Annotated in this window: 23 protein-coding genes; 7 read left to right on the top strand and 16 right to left on the bottom strand. The window is 58.6% G+C overall.

Annotated features, from left to right (window positions below; genetic code table 11):
- The first annotated feature begins 46 nt into the window (after positions 1 to 46).
- From LG327_RS13940 to LG327_RS13920, 5 genes are all read left to right on the top strand, one after another.
- On the top strand, positions 47 to 433 hold the full coding sequence (locus LG327_RS13940; protein WP_404362737.1) for a DUF302 domain-containing protein: 387 nt from the start codon (positions 47 to 49) through the stop codon (positions 431 to 433).
- Between the two features lie 249 nt (positions 434 to 682).
- Entirely contained in the window at positions 683 to 1,144 is a 462-nt protein-coding gene (locus LG327_RS13935) for a (2Fe-2S)-binding protein (RefSeq protein ID WP_404362735.1), read from the top strand.
- A complete protein-coding gene (locus LG327_RS13930; protein WP_404362733.1) occupies positions 1,141 to 3,474 on the top strand; it encodes a molybdopterin cofactor-binding domain-containing protein in 2,334 nt (777 codons plus the stop codon). The genes LG327_RS13935 and LG327_RS13930 overlap by 4 nt, the downstream gene beginning before the upstream one ends.
- A gap of 2 nt (positions 3,475 to 3,476) precedes the next feature.
- Positions 3,477 to 4,466 (top strand): XdhC family protein, encoded by a 990-nt coding sequence (locus LG327_RS13925; RefSeq protein ID WP_404362732.1) that lies wholly within the window; start codon positions 3,477 to 3,479, stop codon positions 4,464 to 4,466.
- A gap of 253 nt (positions 4,467 to 4,719) precedes the next feature.
- Positions 4,720 to 6,180, top strand: coding sequence for a malate:quinone oxidoreductase (locus LG327_RS13920; RefSeq protein ID WP_404362730.1), 1,461 nt, complete (start codon positions 4,720 to 4,722; stop codon positions 6,178 to 6,180).
- A gap of 96 nt (positions 6,181 to 6,276) precedes the next feature.
- Here the strand turns inward: LG327_RS13920 and LG327_RS13915 are convergent, their stop codons facing one another.
- Complete coding sequence (locus LG327_RS13915; protein ID WP_404369432.1) at positions 6,277 to 6,963, bottom strand: cyclic nucleotide-binding domain-containing protein; 687 nt, start codon at positions 6,961 to 6,963, stop codon at positions 6,277 to 6,279.
- Positions 6,964 to 7,369: 406 nt separating this feature from the next.
- Here LG327_RS13915 and LG327_RS13910 point away from each other — a divergent pair, with 406 nt between their 5' ends.
- Positions 7,370 to 7,819: an Hsp20/alpha crystallin family protein gene (locus tag LG327_RS13910; protein WP_404362728.1), complete on the top strand. Its 450-nt coding sequence runs from the start codon at positions 7,370 to 7,372 to the stop codon at positions 7,817 to 7,819.
- A 155-nt stretch (positions 7,820 to 7,974) separates the two neighbouring features.
- Complete coding sequence (gene groL, locus LG327_RS13905) at positions 7,975 to 9,588, top strand: chaperonin GroEL (protein WP_404362727.1); 1,614 nt, start codon at positions 7,975 to 7,977, stop codon at positions 9,586 to 9,588.
- A 20-nt stretch (positions 9,589 to 9,608) separates the two neighbouring features.
- On the opposite strand, the gene LG327_RS13900 is transcribed toward groL, so the two are convergent.
- The 15 genes from LG327_RS13900 to LG327_RS13830 form a co-directional block, all read right to left on the bottom strand.
- Positions 9,609 to 9,860 carry an acyl carrier protein gene (locus tag LG327_RS13900; protein WP_404362725.1) on the bottom strand — a complete coding sequence of 84 codons (252 nt, stop codon included), beginning with the start codon at positions 9,858 to 9,860 and terminating at the stop codon, positions 9,609 to 9,611.
- Positions 9,860 to 11,119: a dihydrolipoamide acetyltransferase family protein gene (locus tag LG327_RS13895; protein WP_404362724.1), complete on the bottom strand. Its 1,260-nt coding sequence runs from the start codon at positions 11,117 to 11,119 to the stop codon at positions 9,860 to 9,862. Before LG327_RS13895 ends, LG327_RS13900 begins: the two co-directional genes overlap by 1 nt.
- The gene (pdhA, locus tag LG327_RS13890) at positions 11,116 to 13,086 is read right to left on the bottom strand and encodes a pyruvate dehydrogenase (acetyl-transferring) E1 component subunit alpha (RefSeq protein ID WP_404362722.1); all 1,971 of its coding nucleotides are present in this window, start codon (positions 13,084 to 13,086) and stop codon (positions 11,116 to 11,118) included. The genes LG327_RS13895 and pdhA overlap by 4 nt, the downstream gene beginning before the upstream one ends.
- 65 nt (positions 13,087 to 13,151) lie before the next feature.
- Positions 13,152 to 14,918, bottom strand: a complete 1,767-nt coding sequence (gene acsA / locus LG327_RS13885) for an acetate--CoA ligase (protein WP_404362720.1) — start codon at positions 14,916 to 14,918, stop codon at positions 13,152 to 13,154.
- Positions 14,919 to 15,084: 166 nt separating this feature from the next.
- Positions 15,085 to 16,098, bottom strand: coding sequence for a hydrogenase expression/formation protein HypE (hypE, locus tag LG327_RS13880; RefSeq protein ID WP_404362718.1), 1,014 nt, complete (start codon positions 16,096 to 16,098; stop codon positions 15,085 to 15,087).
- Positions 16,085 to 18,331 carry a carbamoyltransferase HypF gene (hypF, locus tag LG327_RS13875; protein WP_404362716.1) on the bottom strand — a complete coding sequence of 749 codons (2,247 nt, stop codon included), beginning with the start codon at positions 18,329 to 18,331 and terminating at the stop codon, positions 16,085 to 16,087. The genes hypE and hypF overlap by 14 nt, the downstream gene beginning before the upstream one ends.
- A complete protein-coding gene (gene hypD / locus LG327_RS13870) occupies positions 18,328 to 19,434 on the bottom strand; it encodes a hydrogenase formation protein HypD (RefSeq protein ID WP_404362714.1) in 1,107 nt (368 codons plus the stop codon). The genes hypF and hypD overlap by 4 nt, the downstream gene beginning before the upstream one ends.
- On the bottom strand, positions 19,431 to 20,183 hold the full coding sequence (gene hypB, locus LG327_RS13865; RefSeq protein ID WP_404362712.1) for a hydrogenase nickel incorporation protein HypB: 753 nt from the start codon (positions 20,181 to 20,183) through the stop codon (positions 19,431 to 19,433). The genes hypD and hypB overlap by 4 nt, the downstream gene beginning before the upstream one ends.
- A complete protein-coding gene (gene hypA / locus LG327_RS13860) occupies positions 20,174 to 20,563 on the bottom strand; it encodes a hydrogenase maturation nickel metallochaperone HypA (protein WP_404369429.1) in 390 nt (129 codons plus the stop codon). The genes hypB and hypA overlap by 10 nt, the downstream gene beginning before the upstream one ends.
- Positions 20,556 to 20,786, bottom strand: a complete 231-nt coding sequence (locus LG327_RS13855; protein ID WP_404362710.1) for a HypC/HybG/HupF family hydrogenase formation chaperone — start codon at positions 20,784 to 20,786, stop codon at positions 20,556 to 20,558. The genes hypA and LG327_RS13855 overlap by 8 nt, the downstream gene beginning before the upstream one ends.
- Entirely contained in the window at positions 20,777 to 21,274 is a 498-nt protein-coding gene (locus LG327_RS13850) for a hydrogenase maturation protease (protein WP_404362708.1), read from the bottom strand. Before LG327_RS13850 ends, LG327_RS13855 begins: the two co-directional genes overlap by 10 nt.
- Positions 21,274 to 22,575 carry a Ni/Fe hydrogenase subunit alpha gene (locus LG327_RS13845; protein WP_404362706.1) on the bottom strand — a complete coding sequence of 434 codons (1,302 nt, stop codon included), beginning with the start codon at positions 22,573 to 22,575 and terminating at the stop codon, positions 21,274 to 21,276. Before LG327_RS13845 ends, LG327_RS13850 begins: the two co-directional genes overlap by 1 nt.
- Entirely contained in the window at positions 22,565 to 23,374 is an 810-nt protein-coding gene (locus tag LG327_RS13840; RefSeq protein WP_404362704.1) for an oxidoreductase, read from the bottom strand. The genes LG327_RS13845 and LG327_RS13840 overlap by 11 nt, the downstream gene beginning before the upstream one ends.
- Entirely contained in the window at positions 23,374 to 24,255 is an 882-nt protein-coding gene (locus tag LG327_RS13835; RefSeq protein WP_404362702.1) for an FAD/NAD(P)-binding protein, read from the bottom strand. The genes LG327_RS13840 and LG327_RS13835 overlap by 1 nt, the downstream gene beginning before the upstream one ends.
- A complete protein-coding gene (locus LG327_RS13830) occupies positions 24,248 to 25,372 on the bottom strand; it encodes a 4Fe-4S dicluster domain-containing protein (RefSeq protein ID WP_404362701.1) in 1,125 nt (374 codons plus the stop codon). The genes LG327_RS13835 and LG327_RS13830 overlap by 8 nt, the downstream gene beginning before the upstream one ends.
- Between the last annotated feature and the right edge of the window lie 25 nt (positions 25,373 to 25,397).

The following is a 25,397-nucleotide window of genomic DNA, read 5'->3' as shown; positions in this document are numbered from 1 at the left end:
GTGTGACCAGACGCGGTCAATAACCTCTGAATCATTGGAGACAGTCATGTCATACACGATTAACCGAATTATCAAAGATGCCGATTTCGAGGACGTGGACGAAAGAGCGCGCAAGGCGCTTGCAGATCACGGCTTCGGGATACTGACGGAAATAGACGTCAAAGCCACCATGAAGAAAAAGCTGGATAAGGATATGCCGGCCTATCGGATTCTCGGGGCCTGCAATCCCGGCATGGCCTGGGAAGCTATCGGTCTGGAACCCCGTGTAGGCGCCATGTTGCCCTGCAATGTCATTCTTCGTGAGGTTTCCGAGGGTGTAGAGGTCAGCGCGGTAGACCCCGTGGCTTCCATGTCCGCCATTGATAATGACGAACTCAAGCAGGTTGCCGGAAAAGTCAGGGACAGCCTTTCGAAGGTCGTGCAGGCAATCTGAAGCTTACAGGGAGTTCCGACCACGAGCCCTCGAGGTACACCTGCCTTAACGGTGCATGGAGCAGGTGCTGCGGCGGAACGAAAGGTATTGTGGCTAAAATTCAAACTACTATTATAAGCTCAACAGGGGCGAAAAATTCGAGGGCGGAGTCCGGATTCAGGGTGGTGGCGCGTTTTGTTGGCGAGTAAGCTCAAAGCTTGCAGTTAACATCAGCCCAAGCCCCCGACCACATGATGATGGGAGAGATTCATGATCAACCTGACCATAAACGGAGAACAGCACGAACTGGACGTCCCGGACAACATGCCCCTGCTCTGGGTTATTCGTGACGTTGTTGGGATGAAAGGAACCAAGTTCGGATGTGGTATCGCACAGTGCGGTGCCTGCATGGTTCATATGGATGGGGCGGCAGTATTATCCTGTGTAACGCCGGTTTCTGCCGCAAGAGGTGAAATCAAAACCATTGAGGCCATGGCCGACGACCCGGTTGGCAGCAAAGTCCAGCAGGCGTGGCTGGACCTGGGCGTGGCTCAGTGCGGTTTTTGCCAGGGCGGGCAGATCATGAATGCCACGGCTCTTCTGAAAAAAACACCGAAGCCGGAGACCCAGGAAATTGTCGACGGCATGGCCGGTAACCTCTGTCGCTGCGGTACCTACAATCGCATCCTGGCCGCTGTTGAGCGGGCCACAGACGAGGAGGCCAGCTCATGAGCCGATCTGACGATAAACTGCTGCTTGCCAACGTCAGCCGCCGCGGCCTTCTTAAGGGGATGGCCGGGGCCTCTGCGCTACTGCTGGCCGCGCGCTGGGATCTGGGGCTGGCCAATGAGATGGCCCAGTTCGGGGCCGGCGCCATGCCCGGTGGCTGGGTAGATAATCCAAACGTATTTATTCACATAGAGTCTGATGGCATTGTCACCATCATCAACAATCGCGCGGAGATGGGGCAGGGAATCCGTACCAGTCTGGTCATGGTAGCTGCCGATGAGCTGGGCGCGGACTGGGACCAGGTCCGTGCGGAACAGGCGGACGCAGACCAGGACAAGTACGGCAACCAGAATACCGATGGCTCCCGCAGCATGCGTCACTGGTACCAGCCCATGCGTCGTGCGGCCGCTGCCGCAAGGCTGATGCTTGAGCAAGCCGCAGCCAACGAGTGGGATGTTCCTGTGCATGAGGTGAAGGCCGGGATCCACAAAGTGGTTCACCAGCCATCGGGCAGGGAACTCGGTTTTGGCGATCTGGCAAAAGCGGCAAGGGAACTGGAGGTTCCCGGCCGGGATGCCCTGGTGCTGAAGTCCGACAGCGAACTGCGTTTCATCGGCAGGGAATCCGGGCTGATCAACGGCGAGCTGAAATCCGCGCATCCCAGGGCCATTGATGGTGAAGACATTGTCACCGGCAAGGCGGTTTTTGGTGCCGATGTGGATCTGGAGGACACCCTTTACGCGGTGGTGGCCCGTCCGCCTGTTTACGGCGCCAAGGTAAAAAGCGTCGATGACAGCGAGGCCCTCAAAGTGCCTGGCGTCAAGAAGACTGTCCGCATTGAAGGCACCGGACAGCCGGCCGCGTTCAACCCTCTCGGTGGCGTTGCCGTGGTGGCCACCAACACCTGGGCTGCCATGGAGGGTCGCAAGGCCCTCAACATTGAATGGGACATGGGCCCGGCCGGGGACAATGCCGATTACACCTCCGATGCTTACCGGGAGTCGCTGGAAAAGGCTGCGCAGTCCCCCGGAAAGGTCATCCGGCAGAGGGGCGATGTCGAGAAGGCGCTCAAAGATGCGGACCAGCGGGTTTCGGCAACCTACTACATGCCCCACATGGCGCAGGCTCCCATGGAGCCGCCGGTGGCAGTGGTGAGGGTCCAGGACGGCAAGGCTGAGGCCTGGGCGCCGGTCCAGAACCCGAGAGCGACCCGGGAGGGAATTGCAGGAGTACTGGGAGTGGACAAGGAAAATGTCACAGTTCACCAGACCCTGCTCGGGGGCGCCTTCGGACGCAAATCGAAACCGGATTTCGTCAACGAGGCGGCCCAGGTGGCGAAGGAATTCGAGGGACAACCCATCAAGCTGCAGTGGTCCCGGGAAGACGATATCCAGCACAGCTACTTCCACGCGGTATCCGTCGATCACCTGGAAGCAGGTCTGGACGGGGAAGGAAAGGCCACCAGCTGGCGACACAGGACTCTGTCTCCGAGCATCTCCTCCCTGTTTTCTCCGGATCCAAAGCACAAGGCCGAATTCGAGCTTGGCATGGGCTTCAACACCATGCCCTTCAGCATTCCCGCCATCCGACTGGAAAACCCGCCAGCGCCGGCCCATGTTCGCATCGGCTGGTTCCGCTCAGTCTACAATCTGCCTCATGCATGGGCGATCCAGAGCTTTGCCCATGAGATGGCCGTGGCGGCCGGGAAAGATCACCGGGACTATGTGCTGGATCTGCTCGGATCCGGACGTGAAATTCACAATCTGACCGTCGGCGATGGCTGGAATTACGGCGAGGATCCGGACCTGTATCCGATCGACACCGCTCGCATGCGCAGGGTAATCGAGCGCGCCACGGAAGAAGCTGGCTGGGGGCGCGAGACAACGAAGGGGCGTGGCCTTGGGCTGGCCTTTCACCACAGCTTTGTGTCCTACACTGCGATTGTCTTTGACGTGGAAGTGGACGACGGGGGCGAGCTGACCATCCACCGGGCGGACATTGCCTTCGACTGTGGACCCCAGGCCAATCCGGAGCGGATCCGGTCGCAGCTTGAAGGCTCCTGCGTGATGGGTATTGGCGTGGCCCTGAAAAGTGAGGTGACCTTCAAGGATGGCGTAGCCCAGCAGGGTAACTTCGATAGCTATCTGATTCCGAGAATGTCAGACGCACCAAAAGTGGTCCGGGTGCACCTGATCGACAATCCGGACGACGCCATGGGTGGAGCGGGTGAGCCCGGCCTTCCGCCGGTTGCTCCAGCCCTTTGCAATGCTATCTATGCCGCCAGCGGGAAACGCATACGGCGTCTTCCTGTCGGGAATCAACTGGGCGGATAGTCATGCAAAGCCTGGATTATCAGGTAGTTCAACGGGCCATCGAATGGCTGTCAAACGGCAGAACCATCTGGTTCTGCACCGTTCTGTCCACCTTTGGCTCATCGCCGAGAGAGCCGGGCTCGCTCATGGTTGCCACCTCCGAGGGGAACCACGTGGGCTCGCTCTCGGGCGGCTGCGTTGAAGAGGATTTTCTGGAGCGCCTGGCTGCTGGTGACTATGAATTACCGACAGTAATCGTACGCTACGGCGCGCCGGGCGATAGCCCCGAAAATTCCCGCATCCGCTTGCCTTGCGGTGGACTTCTGGAGGTTCTGGTAGAGCGGATGGTCGCCGACCCGGCAAACCTGTCTCACCTGGAGCAGGTCAGGGAAGCTTTGTGTGGGGAGAAGGAGCTCGCGCGCCGGGTCAGCCTTACGGATGGCAGCAGCTGGCTGGAAGAAACTGAACGGAATGGGCCCCGGGTTATCCGCGAGGAGGGCGCAGAGACCGTCCGGATTCGTGTTGGTCCCATCGCCAGACTGATTCTTGCCGGGTACTCAACAGTAGCTGACGCCTGTGCCAGATTTGCCCTCAGCCTGGGTTACCAGGTCGTACTCTGCGACCCGCGGGACGAGATCACCAGGGATCTCGAGTTGCCCGAGGGAGTTGAGTTCATCCCTCAGCTGCCTTCGCTTTACATCGGCTCAGAAGGCGCATGCACCCAGTCGACGGCGGTGGTTGCAGTCACTCACGACCCCCGCATTGATGATCTGGCCATGATGGCTGCCGTCAGAACTCCCGCCAGTTATATCGGTGTCATGGGCTCCATGCGGACGTCTCAGGCCCGCGCCGAGCGGCTCCGCCGCACGGGAGGTCTGAGCGAGGCCGAAATCGAACGCATTCACATGCCTATCGGCCTCAATCTTGGCAGCAAAACACCAGCTGAGATTGCCCTGGCCATTGTCGCGGACATGGTTCGCGTGAGGCGGGGGCGGAGTCCTGTCGACCTTTGACCTGGTGGCAGGGGACCTCGGACAAGAGACAGATACTATTATGGTGAGCGCGTATTTTCCCGCCTCCTGGCTGTGATGATATGCTCCATTCGCGGGCGAAACCCTCCACATCTCTGCTGTGTTGCGATTTCTTCCGGCAGGAGCTTCATCCAGGGCCCGCGACAGGTTTTCATGATATGGCAAAGTCCGGGTTTTTTATAACCTGGGGATTTGTTAACCGATATCACAACATTCAGACTGACGAGCAGACTTTATGAACGTAATTATCATCGGCGCGGGGATTATGGGCACCACTTTTGCCACTTTGGCAAAAGAGATGGCACCCGACCTGGATATCACCATTCTGGAGAGACTGGACGGTCCCGGGGAAGGAAACTCCTCGGCATTCTGGAACGCCGGCACGGGCCACGAAGCGAACTGCGAGCTTAACTATACCCCCGTGGATGAAGAGGTTATTTCGGTTGAGAAAGCCTTGAAGATCCATGCCCAGTTCAACGTTGCCAAGCAGTTCTGGGCCCATCTGGTTAAAAAAGGCGCTGTCAAAGAACCTGAAACGTTTATTAATCAAACCCGGCACTGCACCATTGTTTCCGAATCTGCAATTGAAGAACTCAAATTGCGATTCAGCGAAATGTCTGCTCATCACTTTTTTGAGCAGATGCGTTACTCCGAAGACTTTGATGAAATAAAAAGCTGGATCCCCTACGTCATGGAGGAACGCCCTCGCCATGAAAAAATGGCTGCCACCCTCGTTGAGACCGGCACGGACGTTAACTTTGGTGCTTTAACCGAGCAGATGGCAGAGCATGCGGTACGGGACCTGGGTGTCAGCATTAAATACGGCACTCATGTGAAGCGGGTGCACAGGAGCCCCACCGGACGCTGGGTTATTGAAGCGGACACCAGTGGTGAACCAGTCCAGTACAAGGCGGATGTGCTCTTTGTAGGCGCAGGTGGCGGTGCATTTCCATTGTTGAAAAAAAGCCACCTGCCGTTTCGGAGGCGATTTGCCGGCTTCCCTGTGGGGGGGCGATTTTTGCAGGCTCCTGTCAGCAAAGAAGAGGCCGACCATTACCGGGCCAAAACCTATGGCAAAGCGAAAGTTGGCGCGCCGCCCATGTCAGTTCCGCATCTGGACCTGCGGGTTGTGAATGGAAGACACTACTTGCTCTTTGGTCCTTTCGCGTCGTTTAAGCCGCGTCTCGAAAGGGGGCGTGGTTTCTTTGATTACCTTGCATCAATCCGTCCCCATGATATCCCTGGCTTGCTGAATGTCGCTCTGGAGCATTTCCCCCTGGTTAAATATCTTGTCTCAGAGACCTTCAAGGGTGAAAAGAGCATGTTTGAGGAACTTGACAGCTTTGCCCCTGGCCTGAGTAAAAGGTTTGACTGGAAACCGATTCAGGCCGGCCAGCGGGTGCAGATAATAAAAGACGGAGATTTGCAGATGGGTACGGAAATCCTCGTCTCCTCAGACAAAACCTACGGAACTCTGCTTGGCGCATCCCCGGGGGCTTCAGTTTCGCCCGAGGTCATGCTGCGGTGTCTGGAGCAATTATTACCGGCCATTTTTACAAAAGAGGAAGCCCGGAAAAAGAAGAATGAGATTTTTCCCGAGGATGACCTGGACCGGTTAATCAATGATCCTGATCATTACCGGGAGATTCGTGATGCAGTCAACGAACAGTTGGGGATAACCCGGTCCAGGGCGTAATGACACGACGCATGGATCCCCGCCTTTGGTCATCGGACCAGCTGCCAGGTGGCGCTTTTGCCGGGGAGAACTCAGGTTGGGCGCCTAATGGACACCTCAGCTCCGCCCAGCACGGGGCATGGTTATCAGCTGAAGCGGGCATGCTTTGTCGCGTTCGGTGACCTGCTGAAGCTGGCGCTGCAGGGCGCTTAGATCGAGAATCTCGACTTCCCGGCTACTGAATTTCACCAGGCCCGCTTTTTGAAGACGGCCGAAAATGCGGCTGACGGTTTCGACAGCGAGGCCCAGGAAATTGGCGATGTCACTCCGCGACATGGGCAGGCGAAACTTCAGGTGGGGCATCCTCCGCCTTGCGTGCCGTGATGACAGGGTCAGAACCAGGGAGACGATACGCTCCTCCGCTGTATTTACGCTTAGCAGCATACCCAGATCCTCAGCAGCGGCGATTTCCTGGCTCATGATCCGCAGCAGATAATGCTGGAGGTGGGGCAGCTCCGACATGAGTTTTTCCAGTCGCTCAAAAGGGATCTCACAAACCGAAGAACGCTCAAGAGCGTAGGCGGAGCAGGCATAGGAGCCCGCATTGACTCCATCAAGCCCAAACATTTCGCCGGGCAGATAAAACCCCAGTATTTTTTCGTCGCCACGTTTACTGGTCATAACGGTTTTTATGGCACCGCTCTTGACCACAAAACATGATGTGAACGACGCACCCTGAGAGAAAATCCTTTGTCCGCGGTCGAAAAAAACAGCTTTCCTGACGACTGCACTCAGGTATTTCATGTCGTCAGGGTGCAGTGCCAAGGGCAGGCACACGCTACTCAGACTGCAAACGTCGCACCCTGGCAAACGGGCCGGCGTGGGTGGGGTAGGAATCGATTCCATTTAAACCTCAGCGCTCGATGGCTGTCTGCCGGGTTTGTCGGAACACCTGTGTCGCCTGGTCAATCAGCTGGTTCGGGAACGGTGATGGTCCGTCCGGCGATAAAGCTTGACTAACAGAGTAGGGCATTTAGCCGGGAAAAAACATGACTGAAATTCGTACAAGGCTCTAAAGTTTCTGGAGCTGAATCAAGAAATGGTCGCACCGCTCCATTACCATGATCTGGGTCAAAAGATCCGGTTTCCGACAGGATTAGAGTATCTGTATACCCGGCATCCAGCCGGACTGGCAGAGGAGAAGGTAACGATGAATACGTTAAGCAGATACAGGGGGTCAGCGCTCGCTGCGTTTCAGGATGACCTGAACAGGCTGATGGGTCTCCGGGGCCTGCCTTTTCAAACAGAGGCAGGGGAAGAGAAGGATCTTGTAGCCTGGACGCCGGCAGTCGACATTAAAGAGGAAGAGGATTCTTATGTAATAACCGCCGATGTTCCCGGGGTCGACCCCAAGGAGATTGAGGTCACCCTGGACGCAGGCATGTTAACAATCCGGGGTAGCAGGCAAGAAGAGAAGAAAACGGAGGAAGAAGGCTATCAGCGGCTGGAACGCTTCAGCGGCAGTTTCTATCGCAGGTTTGCATTGCCTGACGCCACGGATCCCGAGAACGTGAAAGCCAAGGCGACTCATGGTGTGCTGGAAATTCGGGTTCCACGTGAGCCGGCCAAAGCTCCGAAGAGGATCAATGTCGAATCCTAGGCCCTCAGCGGTGGCCCTCGAGGGTCACCGCTTCTGCGGCATTCCCGGAATTGATAGAGGCCGGGAGCAGGCCAGGGAATTCATCCAGCATTAAGTCAGGATCCTTTCCAAAGCTGTGAATCCGCTATCCATCTCTTGTTCTGGAGTTTGCAATCATGGCTCACAAACGTCTCCTGTTTCACACCGAAGCCCGGCAGAAAATTCTGAAAGGCGTTAACGATCTGGCAAACACGATCGGGATTACTCTGGGTCCGAAGTCCAAATCGGTACTTATCCAGCGAGGCTTCGGCCCACCACTGGTTTGCAATGACGGCGTCACTATCGCCAAAGAGGCCAGTTGGGAGGATCCGGTTGAAAACCTCGGCGCCCAGATGCTCAAGCAGGCAGCGGAGAAAACAAGCGAGGCGGTTGGCGACGGAACCAGCACGGCTACTGTGCTGGCCCATGCAATTTTTGCTGACGGGGTTCGAAATGTCGTGGCTGGCGCTAGTGCAATCGACCTGAAACGGGGTCTGGATAGGGGCCTGAAAGTCTGCATTGACACCCTCAGGCAAATGTCCAGGCCGGTTCAGACCCGTCAGGAGAAAGCCCAGGTAGCCACCATATCGGCCCATAATGATACCGAAGTGGGCGAGTTGGTTGCAGAAGCCATCGAACGGGTGGGGGATGAAGGCGTTATAACTGTTGAGGAGGCCAAGACCACGGAGACCGTTCTCGACGTGGTGGAAGGAATGCAGTTTGATCGGGGTTATCTCTCACATTATTTCGTGAGTGATCCGGAAAAGATGGAATCGATTCTGGAAGAGCCTTATGTGCTGCTGAGCGATCGCAAAATAACCTCTCTGGCAGATCTGGTGCCGCTACTGGAGCAGATCGCAAAAAGTGCCAAGCCTGTTTTGATTGTCGCTGAAGATGTCGAGGGGGAGGCGCTGGCGACTCTGGTGGTCAATCAGATGAGGGGAATTCTGCACAGTGTCGCGGTTAAAGCGCCTGGGTATGGTGATCGCCGCAAGGCTATGCTGCAGGACCTCGCAGTTCTTACCGGCGGTGAGGTCGTCTCGGAAGAGGTTGGGTTGCGGCTCCAGGACACCAACCTTGACCAGTTGGGTTTCGCAAGTCGCGTGATCGTGAATCGGGAATCCACGACCATAATTGGCGGCGGAGGCGAGAGAGTCGCTCTGGATAATCGCATTGCGCAGATCCGTGCGGAGATGGATCGGACCACGAGCGATTACGACAGGGAAAAACTTCAGGAACGTCTGGCAAAACTCGCCGGGGGCGTTGGCGTGATCAGAGTGGGCGCGCCGGCGGAAGCCGAGATGAGAGCCAAAAAAGACGCACTGGATGATGCAATAGCGGCAACGAAGGCGGCTGTCGCCGAAGGCATCGTCCCCGGCGGCGGTCTGGCCTTGCTGAGATGCACCAAAGCGCTGGAGAAAGAGGAGAAGTCAGCAGGCGGCGACGAAAAAACGGGATTGCAGATCCTCCGGCGGGCGTTGGGTGCGCCCGCTCGAAAGATTGCAGAGAACTCGGAAGTCGACGCGGGCGTGGTGGTCGCCCGGATGCTTGAAAGTAAAGGCAACATCGGCTTTGACGCATCGACCAATCAGTACGTCGATCTGATGGCGACAGGTATTGTCGATCCTACCAAAGTGGTCCGTATTGCACTGGAAAATGCAGTTTCGGTCGCCAGCGTTCTGCTGCTGACTGAAGCCACAATGACAGACGTGCCTGATGACACGAAAAAGGATGACCTGCCAGAGTTCTGATAACGGGCAGGGCAGACCCTTCACTCCCCGCAGCCATGGGTCTGAAGGTAATTGACGAGGTCCTGAACGGATTGGAGTCTGGCGAATTCCGAGTCAGGAATGCTGACGCCGAGCCGCCGGTGTATGGCTATGGCAAGATTCACCGAGTCCATGGAATCCAGGTCGTATTCGTCCCGCAGGCTTTTTTCATCTTCTACTTCTGCCCGATCGATGTCTGGCGCAACATTGACCAGTTCGTCGATCACGGCGTCTCGGATTTCCTGTCTGTTCATCAGAGTTGCTCCGGGTGTTGCAACAGTTGGTCTATGTGGTCCAGGAATAACGCGCCGCGGTGGCCATCGCTGACGCGGTGGTCTGCCGCCAGGGTTGCCCTTATCACGGGTCGAACTGCAATGGCATCGTTTACAGCCCAGGGCTGCCGCAAGAGTTTGCCATAGCCGAGAATGGCGACCTGGGGAGGGTAAATAACCCCAAAAACCTCTTCCACCCCCCGTTCTCCCAGGGCGGTGACCGTTATCGTGGCACTGGTCATCTCAGAGCTGCGCAGGCCACCGGCCCGGGCCCGCCGAACCAGGTCCTGGAGGCGCTGCATCAGTTGAGGTAGCGGTAACCGGTCAGCCTCGAGAATGGCAGGTGTGATGAGACCACCTCCCCTGAGATTAATTGCCATCCCCACGTGAACCTGCTCGCTCGGCTGATACTGGTCGTTCTCATAGTAGCCGTTCATCTCGGGGTACTCACGCAGGGCCAGGGCGGAGGCTCGTATCAATAGTGTTGAAAGGAGAAGCCGCTGTTCGGGAGTCCGGCTCTCATTATATGACTCCAGCCAGCGACTGGCAGCCGTCATCTCTATTGTCGTGGCCAGGTAATAATGAGGTATCTCTCGCTTTGATTTGGCCATCGCTGCCGCGATAGCACGTCGCATACCCGCGGTGTCGAACCCTGCCCGGGGCTTTTTCTGTGCCTCTGATGGTCTGTCGGGCTGCGTCTGCTCTGGCACCCTGCCTGAAATCTGTTCCTGCGCGGCTCGATCCGTTCTGCCGAGATCCGGGGCAAGGATAGCGCCGGCTGGACCGCTCCCCTGAAGGGAGTTCAGGTCAATGCCCTGTTCCTTTGCCAGCCGGCGTGCGAAAGGAGATGCAGCCTTGCGCGTGACAGATGACACGCTGTCGCCGGACGGTTTTGCTGCCTCTCTGGCGGGTTGTTCCGGGATGACTGGAGGCGCAGAGCCGGTGGCGGGTGGGGCTTCTGTCTGTCTGACTGGTTCGGGGCGGGGCGTCTTTGCATCATCCCCGGGGACGGTTCCAATCCTGGCCATTGCCGTGCCAACCGGAACCTGGGTGTTTACGGGAGTGTAGAGTTCCTCTACCACCCCATCTTCAAAGACTTCGACCTCAATCGCGCCCTTGGCGGTTTCCACAACCGCTATGACATCGCCCTTATGTACCTGGTCCCCCGGCTTCACCGACCACTCAATGAGGTTTGCGGCGTCCATGTCTGCACCCAGGGATGGCATTACAAAATCGCTCACAGGCCACCTCTCATTACCTGCCGGCAGCTTTCCACTATCGTTTCGGTCTGGGGTAATGCTGCTGCTTCCAGATGGCCTGCGTAAGGGATGGGCACCTCCTCGCTGCAGACGCGGCTTACCGCTGCGTCCAATTCCCAGAAGGCTTCTTCCATCAGGATGGCGCTGATTTCTCCGGCCAGACTACCGGTTTTCCAGGCTTCGTCTATCACAACCGCCCGGTGAGTGCGGGCTAAAGAAGCAATCAGGGTCGGCCTGTCCAGAGGGCGCAGTACCCGCAGGTCGATCACCTCAACGTCAATACCTTCGCCGGCAAGGCCCTCTGCTGCTTCCAGCGCTTTATGGACACCGCTGCCATAGGCGATCAGGGTGACATCTGTGCCTGGGCGGCGGATGGCGGCGGTGCTTATATCCACACCCTGAGGCTGAGGGCGCAGAGTGCCAGTCATGTTGTAGAGCCGCACATGTTCGAAAATCAGGACGGGATTGGCATCCTGAAGTGCCGACCACAACATGTAGCGAGCATCCTCCAGGGTTGCCGGGGCCAGTACCTTGAGCCCGGGTACATGGGCATACCAGTTTTCAAGGCTGTGGGAGTGCTGGGCGCCGAGTTGCCGGCCCGCGCCGGTGGCCACTCGAATTACCAGAGGAACGTTGAACTGGCCACCGGACATGTGCAGCAGAGCCGCCGCCGTATTGACAATCTGGTCCATGGCCAGAAGGCTGAAATTGACCGTCATGATTTCTACGATCGGCCGCAGGCCGCCCAGGGCGGCCCCGATGCCTGCGCCGGTAAAGGCATTTTCGGATAAGGGTGTGTCCCGGACCCGGTCGGCGCCAAACTGGTCGAGTAGTCCGCGGCTCACGGCAAAACAGCCACCGTAATGGCCCACATCCTCGCCCATGAGAAATACCCGTGGGTCATACTGCAGGGCTTCCTCCAGAGCCAGCCGGCATGCCTCCCGATAGGTACTCTCAAAGGGCTCAAGATTGGCCGTGGATGGTGGCGGTGGAGGCGCAGAATTCGGGTCGGACAACTGATAGACGTGGGCGCCTAATTGCTCAACCGGCTCCCATGGTCCCTTTTCTGCAAACTCGATCGCCTGCGCAACCTCTGCTGCAATATCGTTTTCAAGATTGCTCAACTCGTCTTCGTGCAACTGGCCATTGTCAGACATCCACTGGACAAGAAGAGCAATTGGATCGCGTTTTTTCCAGCGCTCAACCTCACTTTTCTCCCGGTATAATTGAGGATCAAACATCGAGTGGGCACGGAATCGGTAAGTACGACATTCCAGAAAGCGAGGTCCTTCACCGGCCCGGATGGCATTGACTGCCTGTCTGGCCGCCGACTCGACATCCACCACGTTCATCCCATCAACCCCTTCCGAGCCCATTCCATGAGCCGCCGCCATCAGATGGACATCGGTCTGATGCTGGGAAAGCCCCAGGGCCGTTCCCATGGCATAGAGATTATTTTCGCAGACAAAAAGCACGGGGAGTTGCCACAGAGCTGCAAGATTGAGGCTCTCGTGAAAAACGCCTTCGGCAGCAGCGCCTTCGCCAAAGAAACAGGCGGTGACCCGATTCCGGCCATTGAGCTTGTCCGCCAATGCCAGGCCAACAGCCAGAGGTAGCCCACCCCCGACAATGGCGTTGCCGCCAAAAAAACGGGTCGCAGCATCAAACAGGTGCATGGAGCCGCCGCGGCCTCCGCTACAGCCTGACTGCTTGCCGAACATTTCAGCCAGAATCTTATCCATGGGTGTCCCATGGAGCAGCGCATGGCCGTGCTCGCGATAGGTTGCCACTACAGCGTCGTCCGGTTCCAGGTTGCTTAAAACGCCAGTGCCAACTGCCTCCTCGCCGATGTAAAGATGCAGAAACCCCCGTATCTTTTCCTGGGTATACAGCTCGGCGCATTTCTCTTCCATTCGGCGCACCCGCATCATCTGTCGCAGAAGTTTCATCAGATGCTCGCGGGAAACCCTTAATTTTCCTGGGTAAGTTGCCGCGGCCGCTTGCTGCAGACTTGTCATTTGCCGCTCTCCTCCAGAGTTGAAATGTCTCCTTCCGGAAGGCCCAGTTCCCGTGCCTTCAGGAGCCGGCGCATAATTTTTCCGCTGCGGGTTTTCGGCAACGTTGGTCGGAATTCCAGGGTTTTCGGCGCTACTGCCGGTCCGAGTCTCTTGCGCGCCAGACCGAGTAATTCCTTCTGTAAGACTTCAGTGCCTTCGAAACCCGGTTTCAGGGCAACAAAGGCCTTTACCGCCTCCCCACTGACTTCGTCCGGAACGCCGATAACGCCCGCTTCGGCGACAGCAGGGTGCTCCATGAAAATGCTTTCGACCTCAAAAGGTCCAATGAGATGGCCGGATGACTTGATCACGTCGTCGGCCCGGCCGACAAACCAGAAATAGCCGTCTGCGTCGCAGCGTGCCAGGTCGCCCGAAAGATACCAGTCGCCAACGAAGCATTTCCGGTAACGTTCCTCCTCATTCAAATAACCGCGGAACATCGATGGCCAGCCGGTTTTGAGCACCAGCTCTCCGGTTTCATCAGGGGTCTCGATGAACTCAATGCCGTCCGGGGTTCGATGAGCGATAGCGGCCTGGATGCCGGGCAGGGGCTTGCCCATGGAGCCGGGTTTGATGTCCATGGCTGAAATGTTGGCGATCATGATGCCGCCGGTTTCGGTTTGCCACCAGTTGTCGTGGAAGGGCAACCCGAAGGTCTCCATCCCCCATTTAACTGCTTCGGGATTCAGGGGCTCGCCCACGCTGGCCAGGAAACGTAAATCTGAAAGGTCGAACCGGTCCGCCATCTGTTTGCCATATTTCATCAGCATCCGGATGGCGGTCGGTGCGGTATACCAGACACTGACGTGCTGATCCTGGAGTATTCGGTACCACCGCTCGGCATCGAAATCCGCCTCGTCGACGATCATCGTAACGCCGTGGATCAGGGGCGCAATGATGCCGTAGGACGTCCCGGTTACCCAGCCCGGGTCGGCCGTACACCAATAGATATCCCCGGGTTGCAGATCCAGCGCAAACTCAGCCGTGATGTAATGGGCCAGAACGGCCTGGTGGACATGCAGGGCGCCTTTGGGTTTACCCGTGGTGCCGCTCGTGAAGTGAAGCAGGGCGGGCTCGTCAGGGGCCATGGCCTGGGTCGAATATTCCGGGCTGGCACCGTTCATCAGGTCGCTGAACCCGACCGTCTTGCCAGACGGTGCGGGTGGCTCGTCGTCAAGCAGGATGACGTGATTCAGATAAGGCAATTCAGGAGCCCAGTCCGCAAGTTTTTTCCGGTACAGTTTCGCCGTGGTAACCAGCACCGATGGCTGGCCAATGTCCATGCGGGATCTGATAGGCTCCGGCCCGAATGCCGAGAACAGGGGTGTGAAGGTGCAGCCGTGCTTGAGGGTTCCCAGTGCCGCAATATAGAGTCCTGGGGTCCGGCCTGAAAGGCAGTAGACCCGGTCGCCCCGCTTGACTCCAAGGGTGGCCAGAACATTGGCGAAACGGTTGGCATCTGCCAGCAACTGACCGTAACTGATGTCCTGTGGCTCCGCCTTGTCATCTTTTGAAAGGAACCTCAGGGCAACATGGCTTTCAGTTTCGGTTCCCCGGTGGCGATCCACTGCTTCAAAGCCAATGTTCAGTTTCCCCTCACCCATGCCGGCAAGCTTTTCCCTGGCCTGCTCCCAGCTGAACGTGGAATGAACGAGGTCATAGTCCTGTAGATTGGGCGGTAACGGGGAGGGATGCTCCCGCTTGGAGACGATTGGATAAGGCATTTCGGACTCCCTGTCGGCCCTGTCGGAAGACTGCGGACAGGTTGTTTAATTTACATCCTGATTTATCTTAGCGCAGAGGGAAAAGGGCGAACTTGACTCTGGTCAATCTATGTGCCGGGACACGCATTCTCGGCCAGGGTGCCAAAGCATGACAGCCCTCGCCCTGTCAGCAGATCCGTGGTAATGGATCATCCTCCAGCTCTTCCAGAATTCGCTCTCCCCCATAGTCTGTTCTTAACACGACCCGGGAATGAGTTGACTGGATTTCACCGACGATCGCAGCGCCTGAACCAGCCGACAGTCCCCGCCAGCGTTCCAGCGCCGCCGGGGCATCGGTGGCTGAAACGATGGCCATCACGCGGCCCTCGCAGGCCAGGTAGTAGGGATCGTACCCCAGCAATTCGCAAACCCCCTGAACCTGATCGCTGACTGGAATCGCGTCCTGCCAGAGTGTTATCCCAAGGCCGGTGGCTTGACAGACCTCGTGTGCAACGGTCGCCAGTCCGCCCCGCGTGGGGTCCCGCATGAAGCGAACGCCAGGCAGACCTTGCAGGGCGCGAGTCAGGGGAAGCACGCTGGCAGAATCAGAGAGCAGGCTACCGGACAGCCCGAACTGTTCCCGCGCCAGCATGACCGCGGTGCCGTGGTCGCCAATGGCGCCACTCACCAGGACCTTATCTCCCGGCCGGGAATAATTCATGCCCAGGGGCGTCGTGAAAGTCCTGGTCCCGACTCCAGTGGTGGCCAGGTAGAGGCCGCCGCACTGACCGCGGGGCAGTACTTTTGTATCACCGGCCACAACCATCACGCCCGCGAGCTTTGCAGCCTGACCGAGGCTTACCATCAGCCTGCCCAGGCGGCTTATTTCGAACCCCTCTTCGATAAACAGGTTGAGGGCAAGGTAAAGCGGTTCCGCCCCCGCGACCGCCAGATCGTTAATGGTGCCGTGAACTGCCAGTGAGCCGATGTCGCCTCCGGGGAACTCAAGGGGCTGAACCGTAAAACCATCAGTGGTAATGACCGGCAGGCCTGTAAATGCCGGAAGCATGGCGGCATCAAGCTGTGTATCCAGCATTGGATTGGCCAGAGCGGGAACGATGACCTCTTCAATTAACCAGCGCATCAGCCGGCCACCGTTGCCGTGGCATAACTGGATCAAACCGGCATCAGGAGCACTCATACAACGCCTCCAGAACCTGGCCGAACGAGATGCCCGCGTCGTTGCAGGGTACCTGTCTGTTGAGCCGGACCGTAAAGCCCTGTTCCGTGAGCAGTCGACTGGTTTGTTCGACCAGCAGGCTGTTCTGGAAAACGCCGCCGGCCAGCCCCACGTTGTTTACCCCGTGTTCCTCGCGGATCCGCAGCGCCTGCTGGACCAATGCCAGGCTCATGCTGGCATGGAACAGACCAGCCCGCGCAGCAGCACTTCGGGTGCTATCCAGGAGCAGTGGGACCAATGGCGCCCAGTCCGTGCGCCAGACACCCTGATCGTCCGGATCCATGGGCAGGGACAGGCCCGGCAGATCCGGATCGGCAATGGCTTCCAGCGCCATGGGAGCCTGGCCTTCATAGCTTGACGAATGCATCAGTCCGATCATCGCCGCGGCGGCATCAAAAAGACGCCCGCAGGAGGATGTCTCATGGCAGTTGAAGCCTTTTTGCCAGGCTTCTTTTGCCAAAGGAGGAGTGCTCCATTCAGAATTCAGGGTCCAGCACAGAGCCGCCGCACTACGCCAGGGCTCCCGTCCAGCCTGACCTGCGCCGGCGAGACGGAAAGGCCGAAACGAAGCCATTCGCCGCCACTGGCCGGGTGTGCCCCAGAGTGCTTCACCGCCCCAGAGGGTGCCATCGGGGCCCAGACCCAGTCCGTCCCAGGTGAACACCAGCCAGTTTCCCCTGCAATCAGCCCACTCCCCAACCAGCGCTGACGCGTGGGCATGATGATGCCAAACGCTCTGTACCGGCAGCCCACATCTCTTTGCCCAGCGGGTACTGGCGTAATCGGGGTGGGCATCGCAGAGAATTTTAACCGCGCTCACGTTATAAAGCCTCTGTAAAGAGGCAGCTGTCTGGGCGAAAAGAGCCTGGGAGCGCCGGGCGTCGAGATCGCCAATGTGCGGTGAAATCACCGCCCGGTTGCCCCATGCCAGAGCCAGGGTGTTTTTCAGGTGGGCGCCGGTGGCCAATACAGGGGAGGGCAGAGACCAGGGCAGCTCCAGCTCCAGCGGGGCCTGCCCTCTCCCCGTACGCATGACACGGGTGTGCTTTACGTCGGCGTGAACGACAGTGTCATCGACCGGATGCAAAATTGGCCGGTCATGGTGCAAAAAGCCATCCGCGACTGGCCCCAGGAGTGTTTCAGCCTCTTCAGGCTCGGTAACTACCGGCTCGCCGCTTGTATTGCCGGAGGTGGCGACCAGGGGACCACCAAAGTCCCGGGTTAACAACTGGTGCAGAGGACTGAAAGGCAACAGGGCGCCAATTTTTGCCAGGTCGGGCGCAATTGCATCTGCAAGGTCTGACAGTGGCCGCTTCGGCAACAGAACAATGGGCCTGTCCGGCGCCGAAAGGGCCAGCAGCGCAACCTGATCGGCGATCACCGCCTGGTGTAGCGCGGCCAGGTTGTCTGTCAGGGGAAAGAGGACTGCGAGCGGCTTATGGGGGCGGTGCTTGCGGAGCCTGAGTCTCGCCACGGCTGTTTCGTTTCGGGCATCGACCATCAGGTGGTAGCCGCCGACGCCTTTGACCGCAACGATCAGGCCAGCATGCAACTGCGCCACCGCGGCTGCAAGTGATGTGTCGTTGCCGCTGAGCGGCGCGAGTTCCGGCCCGTTAAACCGCAGCGACGGACCACAATCCGCACAGGCGATGGGCTCGGCATGGAAGCGGCGGTCATTCGGATTTTCATACTCCGCCTTGCAGGCGACGCACAGCTGAAACCTCGCCATGGAGGTGTGGGCGCGATCATAGGGCATGGCTTCGATCAGGCTGGAACGTGGTCCGCATTGGGTGCAGTTGATAAAGGGATAGCGATAGCGTCTGTTGCTGGGATCCTGCAATTCTTCAGAGCAGCTATCGCAGGGGGAGCAGTCCGGCGGCAGGTGGATGTCGGCAGTACTGGAGCGGCTCGCGACGATGCGAAAGTCCGGCCAGGGGCTGGCAGGGATCTTTTCCCACACGACCCTGGTCGGTCGTGCCGACCAGGGTGCCTGCTGCTGAATCGCTTTGGCAAAGGCATCAAGCTGGCAGGCTTTGCCCAGGGTTACGACCTCCACCGTGCCGGAGCAGTTCCGAACATAGCCCCTGAGCCCCAGCTCCCGGGCAAGGCGATACACGAACGGCCGGAATCCCACCCCCTGAACCCGGCCGCTAATCAGCCAGTGGCAGGCGACGGATTCTTCCGCGATGGTCATACCGGCGTAGCTTCCCGGTCACGGACACCACTGGCCCACCAGATCCGGCAGGCACCCTCGTCGGAAACCATGCAGGGACCAACCGGGTTTTTCGGGGTGCAGCCCCGGCCATACAGAGGGCACTGGTTGGGAGAAATCTTCCCCATTACAACCTGGGCGCAGGCGCAACCCGCCGGCATTTGTCCCATGCGACGGCGGGACGCATTCGGCTGGTCGGGAAAACGATGCCGGGCATCATGTGCGACATGGGTCTCGCGCAGATTGAACCCGGAGCAGGGGATGACACCGATGCCGCGCCAATTTGCATCAACAACGTCGAAGACATCTTTCAGTATGCGTTGCGCTGTTGTATTGCCGCCAGGCTGAGCTACCTCACCGTAGCAATTATCCAGAAAACTCCGTTTTTCCAGCGTCTGCCGGAGGGTCGAATAAATGGCCGCCAGCAGCGATTCGGGCGTGAATCCAGCCACGGCTGCCGGCAGAGCATGGCGGTGGGGCACGAATTGCCATTCTTCCGGCCCCATGATGGTAGCGACGTGGCCGGGCGCGATTAGCGCGTCAAAGCAGGGGTTCTCCGACTCGAGCAGCATCGCCACGGCAGGCCATGTCAGGCGCCCTGACAGCAGCAGTGAAAGGTTGTCGGGAAGACCTTGTGCAACCATCGCCGCGACCGGCGCCATGGTTGTCTCAAAGCCGGCCGCGAAGAAAACGACTTCGCGCTCCGGGTGCTGCCGCGCAAGTACAAGGGCATCCATGGGGCTGGCTATCGGAAGAACATCAGCGCCGGCGGCCCGGGCTGCATCCAGGGAGCGTGGCTCTGTGCGCGGCAGGTTAACCGGAACCCGCAGCATGTCACCAAACGCCACTAACAGGACATGTTCATCAAGGGCCAGCCGCATCGCGCGATAGATATCTTCCTCAGGGCAGATGCAGACTGGGCAACCCGGCCCTGGAATCAGTGCAATTTCGGGAGGCAGGACGGTTCGCAGCCCTGCCAGGCTGATGGCTCGTTCGTGGCCACCGCAGACATTCATGACCCTGACACTGTGAGGCAGAGCAAGCCCCTGAATCAGATCCAGCCAGTGTCTGGCTTCGGGAGTCATCGCCGGCCTCCATTCTCTGCCGGGATGTGTGTATCAGCGAGAAACCGCGCTCTCTCGGCATTCAGCCAGGCCAGCCACTCGTCGAGGCCGATTCCGTTGCGTGCCGACAGGGACAGGATTGGGGCCTGGCTGGCAAGGTCACGGAAAAAGTCTTCGGCCCGCTCAATCCGGAAGTCACCCACATGGGGAAGCAGGTCCAGCTTGCTGATAACCAGCAGATCTGCCGTTCTGAACATGACCGGATACTTCGCTGGTTTATCGTCGCCTTCGGTCACTGATAGCAGAACAACGTTCAGGTGCTGGCCCAGATCAAAGCTGGCAGGACAAACCAGATTGCCGACATTTTCAATAAACAGAATGTCGGTTTTGGCGAGTTCTATCTCATCCAGAGCGCGATGTATCAGCTGAGCATCCAGATGACAGGCACTGCCAGTGGTGATCTGCACCACTGGAATACCCAGGGCACGAATTCGCTGCGCGTCCAGTTCGGTCTCCAGGTCCCCCTCCAGAACTGCACAGCGGCAGCTTTCCTGGAGCACCGGAAGCGTGGCTTCCAGCAGGGCGGTTTTGCCGGCGCCGGGTGAAGACATCAGATTCAGTACCAGGGTGCGGCTTGATCGGAAATGTTCCCGATTATGGGCTGCAAGGTCCTGATTCTGCTGGTGCAGATTTCTGAACAGGGGGATGGAGGTAGTCTGTTGCGGGTTCAAAACACTTGTGGGCTGCCCGCAGCCGCAATCTACACACATGATCTGCTCCTTGAATTATCAGCACTGTATGGATCCTCCAGGCTTAACTCGACACTCTGCAGGATCAATTCGTCACCGCTGGTCAATTGTGTCGAACAGCTTCCGCAACCGGGACAGCAGAGTTGATTCGCCGCCCCCCGAAATTCCTTTTCACAGCCCGGACAATAGATCTGAACATGTGTTTTCGTCAGCTTGAGTTCCGCTGATTCTGCAATGGTGCCCGCGGCTGCCAGAGTAAAGGCGGTCTTGAGCAGTTCAGGCTCGACCCCGGCCAAAGGGCCGATTTGCAGATGCACGGCGTTTATCGCCCGGGCCCGATGCTGTTCCGCCACCTCAAGAGTCTGGCGAAGGAGCGCCCGACACAGGCTGAGTTCATGCATCTCCAGCGCGCGCCATCGCATCATGGAGTTCCCAGGCCGTGCGCGCTTCGGCCTTTGCGATCTTCTGGATGGCATACCCTACATGCACCATCACAAAGTCCCCGGGGCTCAGATCCATGCCCTCCATGAGCATCAGATTTACCTCGCGAAAGATACCCCGGGCCGTGCAGCGGGCAGTGATGCCGTCAATGGTTTCGATCTGCATTGGTACGCCTAGACACATGTTTTCACCTCCTTGGTGAGCCCCGGCTGTTCACTGCGCCATGCGCTCAATACGGTCGTCACCCGGCTGCAAAGCGCCGGAAGGGCTGCAGCAACTGCTGGCGAAATACCATCTGCAAGCGGGCCTTCCGACATCTCGACGCCCAGTATCATGAAATGCGGTGGCAGCAGCCCCAGTTCAACGGCAAGGCCCAGGGCCTCGGCTACGCCAAAGCCGTGACTGGAAAAGCGGTTATCGCATTGCATTAAATCGTCTACCGACAAGGAGTGGATGCATCCAGGTTTCCCCCTGTTCTCCAGGGCATCAACGAGAATAACCCCCTGGGCGCCCGCCATCGCGTGGATCAGGCCTGTCCCGGGCCTGTCGAGAGCCAGAGCGGTGCAGTCCCAGCCGGTGGCAACCCCAAGGGCTCCGAGATCCGCGACCAGTCGCCAACCCACCTGGTCGTCGCCAAACGGCGAGCCGATACCCAACACCCGCCAGGCCATCACAGACGCTCCGTCGATAATGTCAGGAAGTGTGTGGCGCAGGAGATACAGGGGTCATAATTGCGAATCACCTGCTCGCAATGCAGTTGCAGTTCCTGGTCTGGCCGATCCAGACCGAAGGCCGTCAGGGATTGCTGCAGGTCCTGCTGGATGCGGGCCTGGTTCTGGCTAGTGGGAGGTATGATGCGCGCCTTCAGGATCAAGCCCTGGCCATCCAGTTCATAGCGGTGCCAGAGCAGGCCGCGTGGCGCCTCGGTGGCGCCATAACCGACCCCTGCCCGGAGCTGAACCGGCACCGACGCCCTCGCGGGCTCTCCGTAATTCTCAAGAATCCGGATGGCTTCAGTCATGGCGTAAAGGATTTCAATCGAACGGGCCGTCATGCTGTGAAACATGTTGCCGCTGGGCCAATCTATCCCGGTCTTTACGGCCTGTGCCCGGACCGACTCCGGCAAAAGGTCCAGATTCTGGTTCAGGCGGGCAAGAGGGCCAACCAGATAAGGCTGTCCATCCAACAGACTGAACAGCGCCGTAGAGCCGGGAACCTGGTCCTCGACGATGTGTTGGTCATATTCCGATACGGCAAACGACTGCCCGCTGTTGCAGGCTATGTCGCCGGTGAGGATGGGATAGGTCTCCGGTTCCCGAAGGGATAGCAGGCTCATGTCATGGTTCTGCTCTGGAACCGTAATTCCTGCGCACCAGGTCACAAGGTCTTCCGCATCCTGCAGGGCGTCCTCGATTTCCACTTTCAAAGCTGTTGCGTCCCGAACGGAAGGTGCCCGATGAAAGCCCCCCATCCTGACGCCCACCGGGTTGACGGAACGGGCGCCCAGCAGGCGAATCATTTCATTACCGAGGCCCTGGAGACGCATGCCCCGCCTGATAATGTGGGGATGGTCCTTTGCCATGGCGATAGCGCTGTCATAGCCGAAGAAATCCGGCGCGGCGAGCAGATGAATATGCAGGGCATGGCTTTCGATCCATTCACCGCAGTACATGAGCCTGCGCATGGCCCGCACCCAGGGACCGGGGTCCGTCCCCGTCAGACTTTCCACGGCATTAACGGCACTCATCTGATAGGCAACCGGACAGATCCCGCAGATGCGCGCCACCAGGTCCGGCAACTCCTGATAGGACCGGCCTTCCAGAAACTTCTCAAAGAGACGGGGGGGTTCGTATATCTGCAGACGCAAGTCCTCGATCTGACCATCGCGGATACGCAAATGCAGAGCTCCCTCGCCCTCTACCCGGGCCAGCACGGGAACATGCAGGGCGACGGTCCGGTTGCTAGTGGCCATGGTTCGCATCCGTAGCGATGATTTTCCGGGCAGCGTCGCGAAACTCGGGCGCGCTATTACTCATATGACGAAAACGACGGGTGATTTCTTCCGGCAAGAGGCCAAGACCTTCAAACCAGCCCGCCAGCGAGGCGGTATTTAGCGCTTCGGCCGGGCCATAACAGGTATAGCAGTCACGTCCGAAACTCGGGCAGAGGGCGCCGCAACCGGTCCGCGTGACTGGGCCCATACAGGGCAGGCCCCTGGCCACCAGCACGCAGACCACCTGTTGGCGCTTGCACTCCAGGCAAACCTTGTCCCGGCTTTGCTGCGGCACTGTGCCGTAGAGGAACGCCCGGATGGCGCCGAGCACCTGATGACTGTTGGGTGGGCAGCCCCAGATCTCCAGGTCGACCTTGACGTGATCCGACATCGGCGTGGAGCTTGCGAGACTATCGATATACTCCGGTTTTGCGTAGACCGCACTGAGCCATTCACCGGCGTCGGAAAAATTCCGCAGGGCCTGGATACCTCCGGCCGTCGCGCAGGCGCCAAAGGCAACCATAAAACGACTGTGCGACCGAATCTGTTTGATGCGCTCCAGATCATGGGCCGTGGTGATGGAACCTTCAATAAAGGCGATATCCACCTCTGCCTCAGGAGCCACAGGACCAGCTTCCGGGAAATGCACGATGTCGACCATGTCGTTCAGCAGCAGTAGTGTCTCACCCAGGTTGAGGAAGGTGAGCTGGCAACCATCACAGGAGGCGAACTTGTGCACGGCCATCCGGGGTCTGGATTCAGGTTTCGTCAGTGCCATCAGAACCCCCTGGTGCCCAGCAGGGCTTTGAGATCGGGATAGTTGAAGATGGGCCCCTGTCGGCAGACGAACTGAGCACCAAACATGCAGTGCCCGCAATGGCCGACGGCGCACTGCATGTTGCGCTCCATGCTCAGATAAATACTTTGTTCGGATAAGCCCAGTTTCAACAGATCATTGACGCCGGCGATCATCATTGGCTCCGGGCCGCACATCATGACCGTCGTATCGGCGGGGTCGATGTGGGCCTTGTCGAACACCTCAGTCACCATGCCGACGTGGAATGGCCAAAGTGGGCCACCGTGGTCAGCCGCCAGCAGAACCTGGGTATTCGGCATGGTGCGCCAATGGTTGTATTGATCCTGCCAGATCAAATCTTCCGCATGTTTTACGCCCTGGATAATGGTCAGCTTTCCATAGAGTTGCCGGTGTTTTAGAACGTAATTTATCACCCCGACGACCGGGGCGCAGCCAAGGCCGCCGGTGATCACCAGTACATCAGAGCCTTCTGCCTGACTGAGTGGCCAGGGCCGTCCGAACGGTCCCCGAAGTCCAACCCGCCCCCCAGCAGGCAATCTGGCCATGGCCTCGGTTACCCGGCCAGCCCTCCTGATGGTATGCCCCAGCAGACCGGGCCTGCTGGGGTCCGAGGCAATGGAAATCGCCACTTCCCCGACACCGTGCAGATAAAGCATGTTGAATTGGCCCGGCTCAAAACGGTAGGCGTGTCGTTGCTCCGGGTTGGAGAGCCGAAGGCGCAGTGTGAAGACCTTGCCGGACTCCTCGATGCGGTCGATAACCTCCGCGGACATCGGCATGCGACTGCCAGCCGCGGAAAAATCTGATTTCTCTTTGCTGCCAGCCGGGGCGGAACTAACCATTACCGGCATCCTTGCAGATCGCTGCAACTTCTTCCGTCAGGTCAATCCCGACCGGACACCATGCGATACAGCGGCCGCACCCGACACAGCCACTGCGGCCATACTGGTCAATCCAACTGCCGAGTTTATGAGTAAGCCATTGCCGATAGCGCGTCCGGATATCCGGACGGATCGTGAGACCGTGGATATAGGAATGTCCCTGGCTAAAGCAGGAGCTCCACTCGCGGCTGTGGTCGCTGACCTGACCGTCCAAGCTGGGAACCTCGTTTTCGCTGGCACAGAAACAGGTGGGGCACACAGATGTACAGTTACCACAGGCCAGACAGCGCTCGGCGACGTCATCCCAGCGCGGATGATCCAGATTCTCGAAAAGGATCCGATTGAGAGGGAGATCGGGCAGGGCGCGTGTCTGGACTTCTATCGCTGTCTCTGTCTGATGACGCGCCTCATCAAGCTGATCCTGGCTGGGCTTTGATAATGTAAGCCCGCTCAGGATCTGCTCTCCACGCTCGCTGCCGGCGTCGACAATGAATCCCTCATCCAGTTCGGCCAGAGCAATGTCATAGCCGGAGGTGGCGGACGGACCGTCTCCGGTAGAGGCGCAGAAACAGGTTGATGCAGGATGGCTGCAATGGACGGCAACGATAAATATCTGTTCGCGGCGGCGCGCGTAATGTTCGTCCGGACAAGGGGGTTTGAGAAAATGCGCATCATGAATCGCAAGGGCGGCCAGATCACAGGCCCGCACGCCCAGTACCGCTATGGGTTTCGGGTCGGTGTTCTTTTCGGTAAAGCAGAGGGTGCCATCTTCTTTTTCGGTGGCCTGCCAGAGCACCTCGCGGGGGGGGAACAGGTAAGGTTTCAACGCCTGCGGACCATTGGCCCATGAAAACCACCGGGCACCGCCGTCTTCTTTCAGCCGGTAGTGCCCGGGCCCTTGCTGATCGCGAACGCCTTGCGGCAGCTCGCTAACCTTCTGGAGCCGGTCAAAGACTATGGCGCCGTCCCGGATGACTGGTCCGACGCAGCTGAACCCCTGCAAGGTCAATCCATCGATAAGCTCCTGGAAGCAGTGGCGTGGAAAGAATTGATGATCTTGAGCGTTAAGGACATCCATGTTGGGCTCCCCCGGCTCGAATCCT

This window comes from Marinobacter sp. (genome assembly GCF_044799475.1).
Classification (GTDB): Bacteria; Pseudomonadota; Gammaproteobacteria; order Pseudomonadales; family Oleiphilaceae; genus Marinobacter.
Note: the sequence above shows the minus strand (reverse complement) of the source record. Positions and strands in the feature narration are given on the sequence as shown.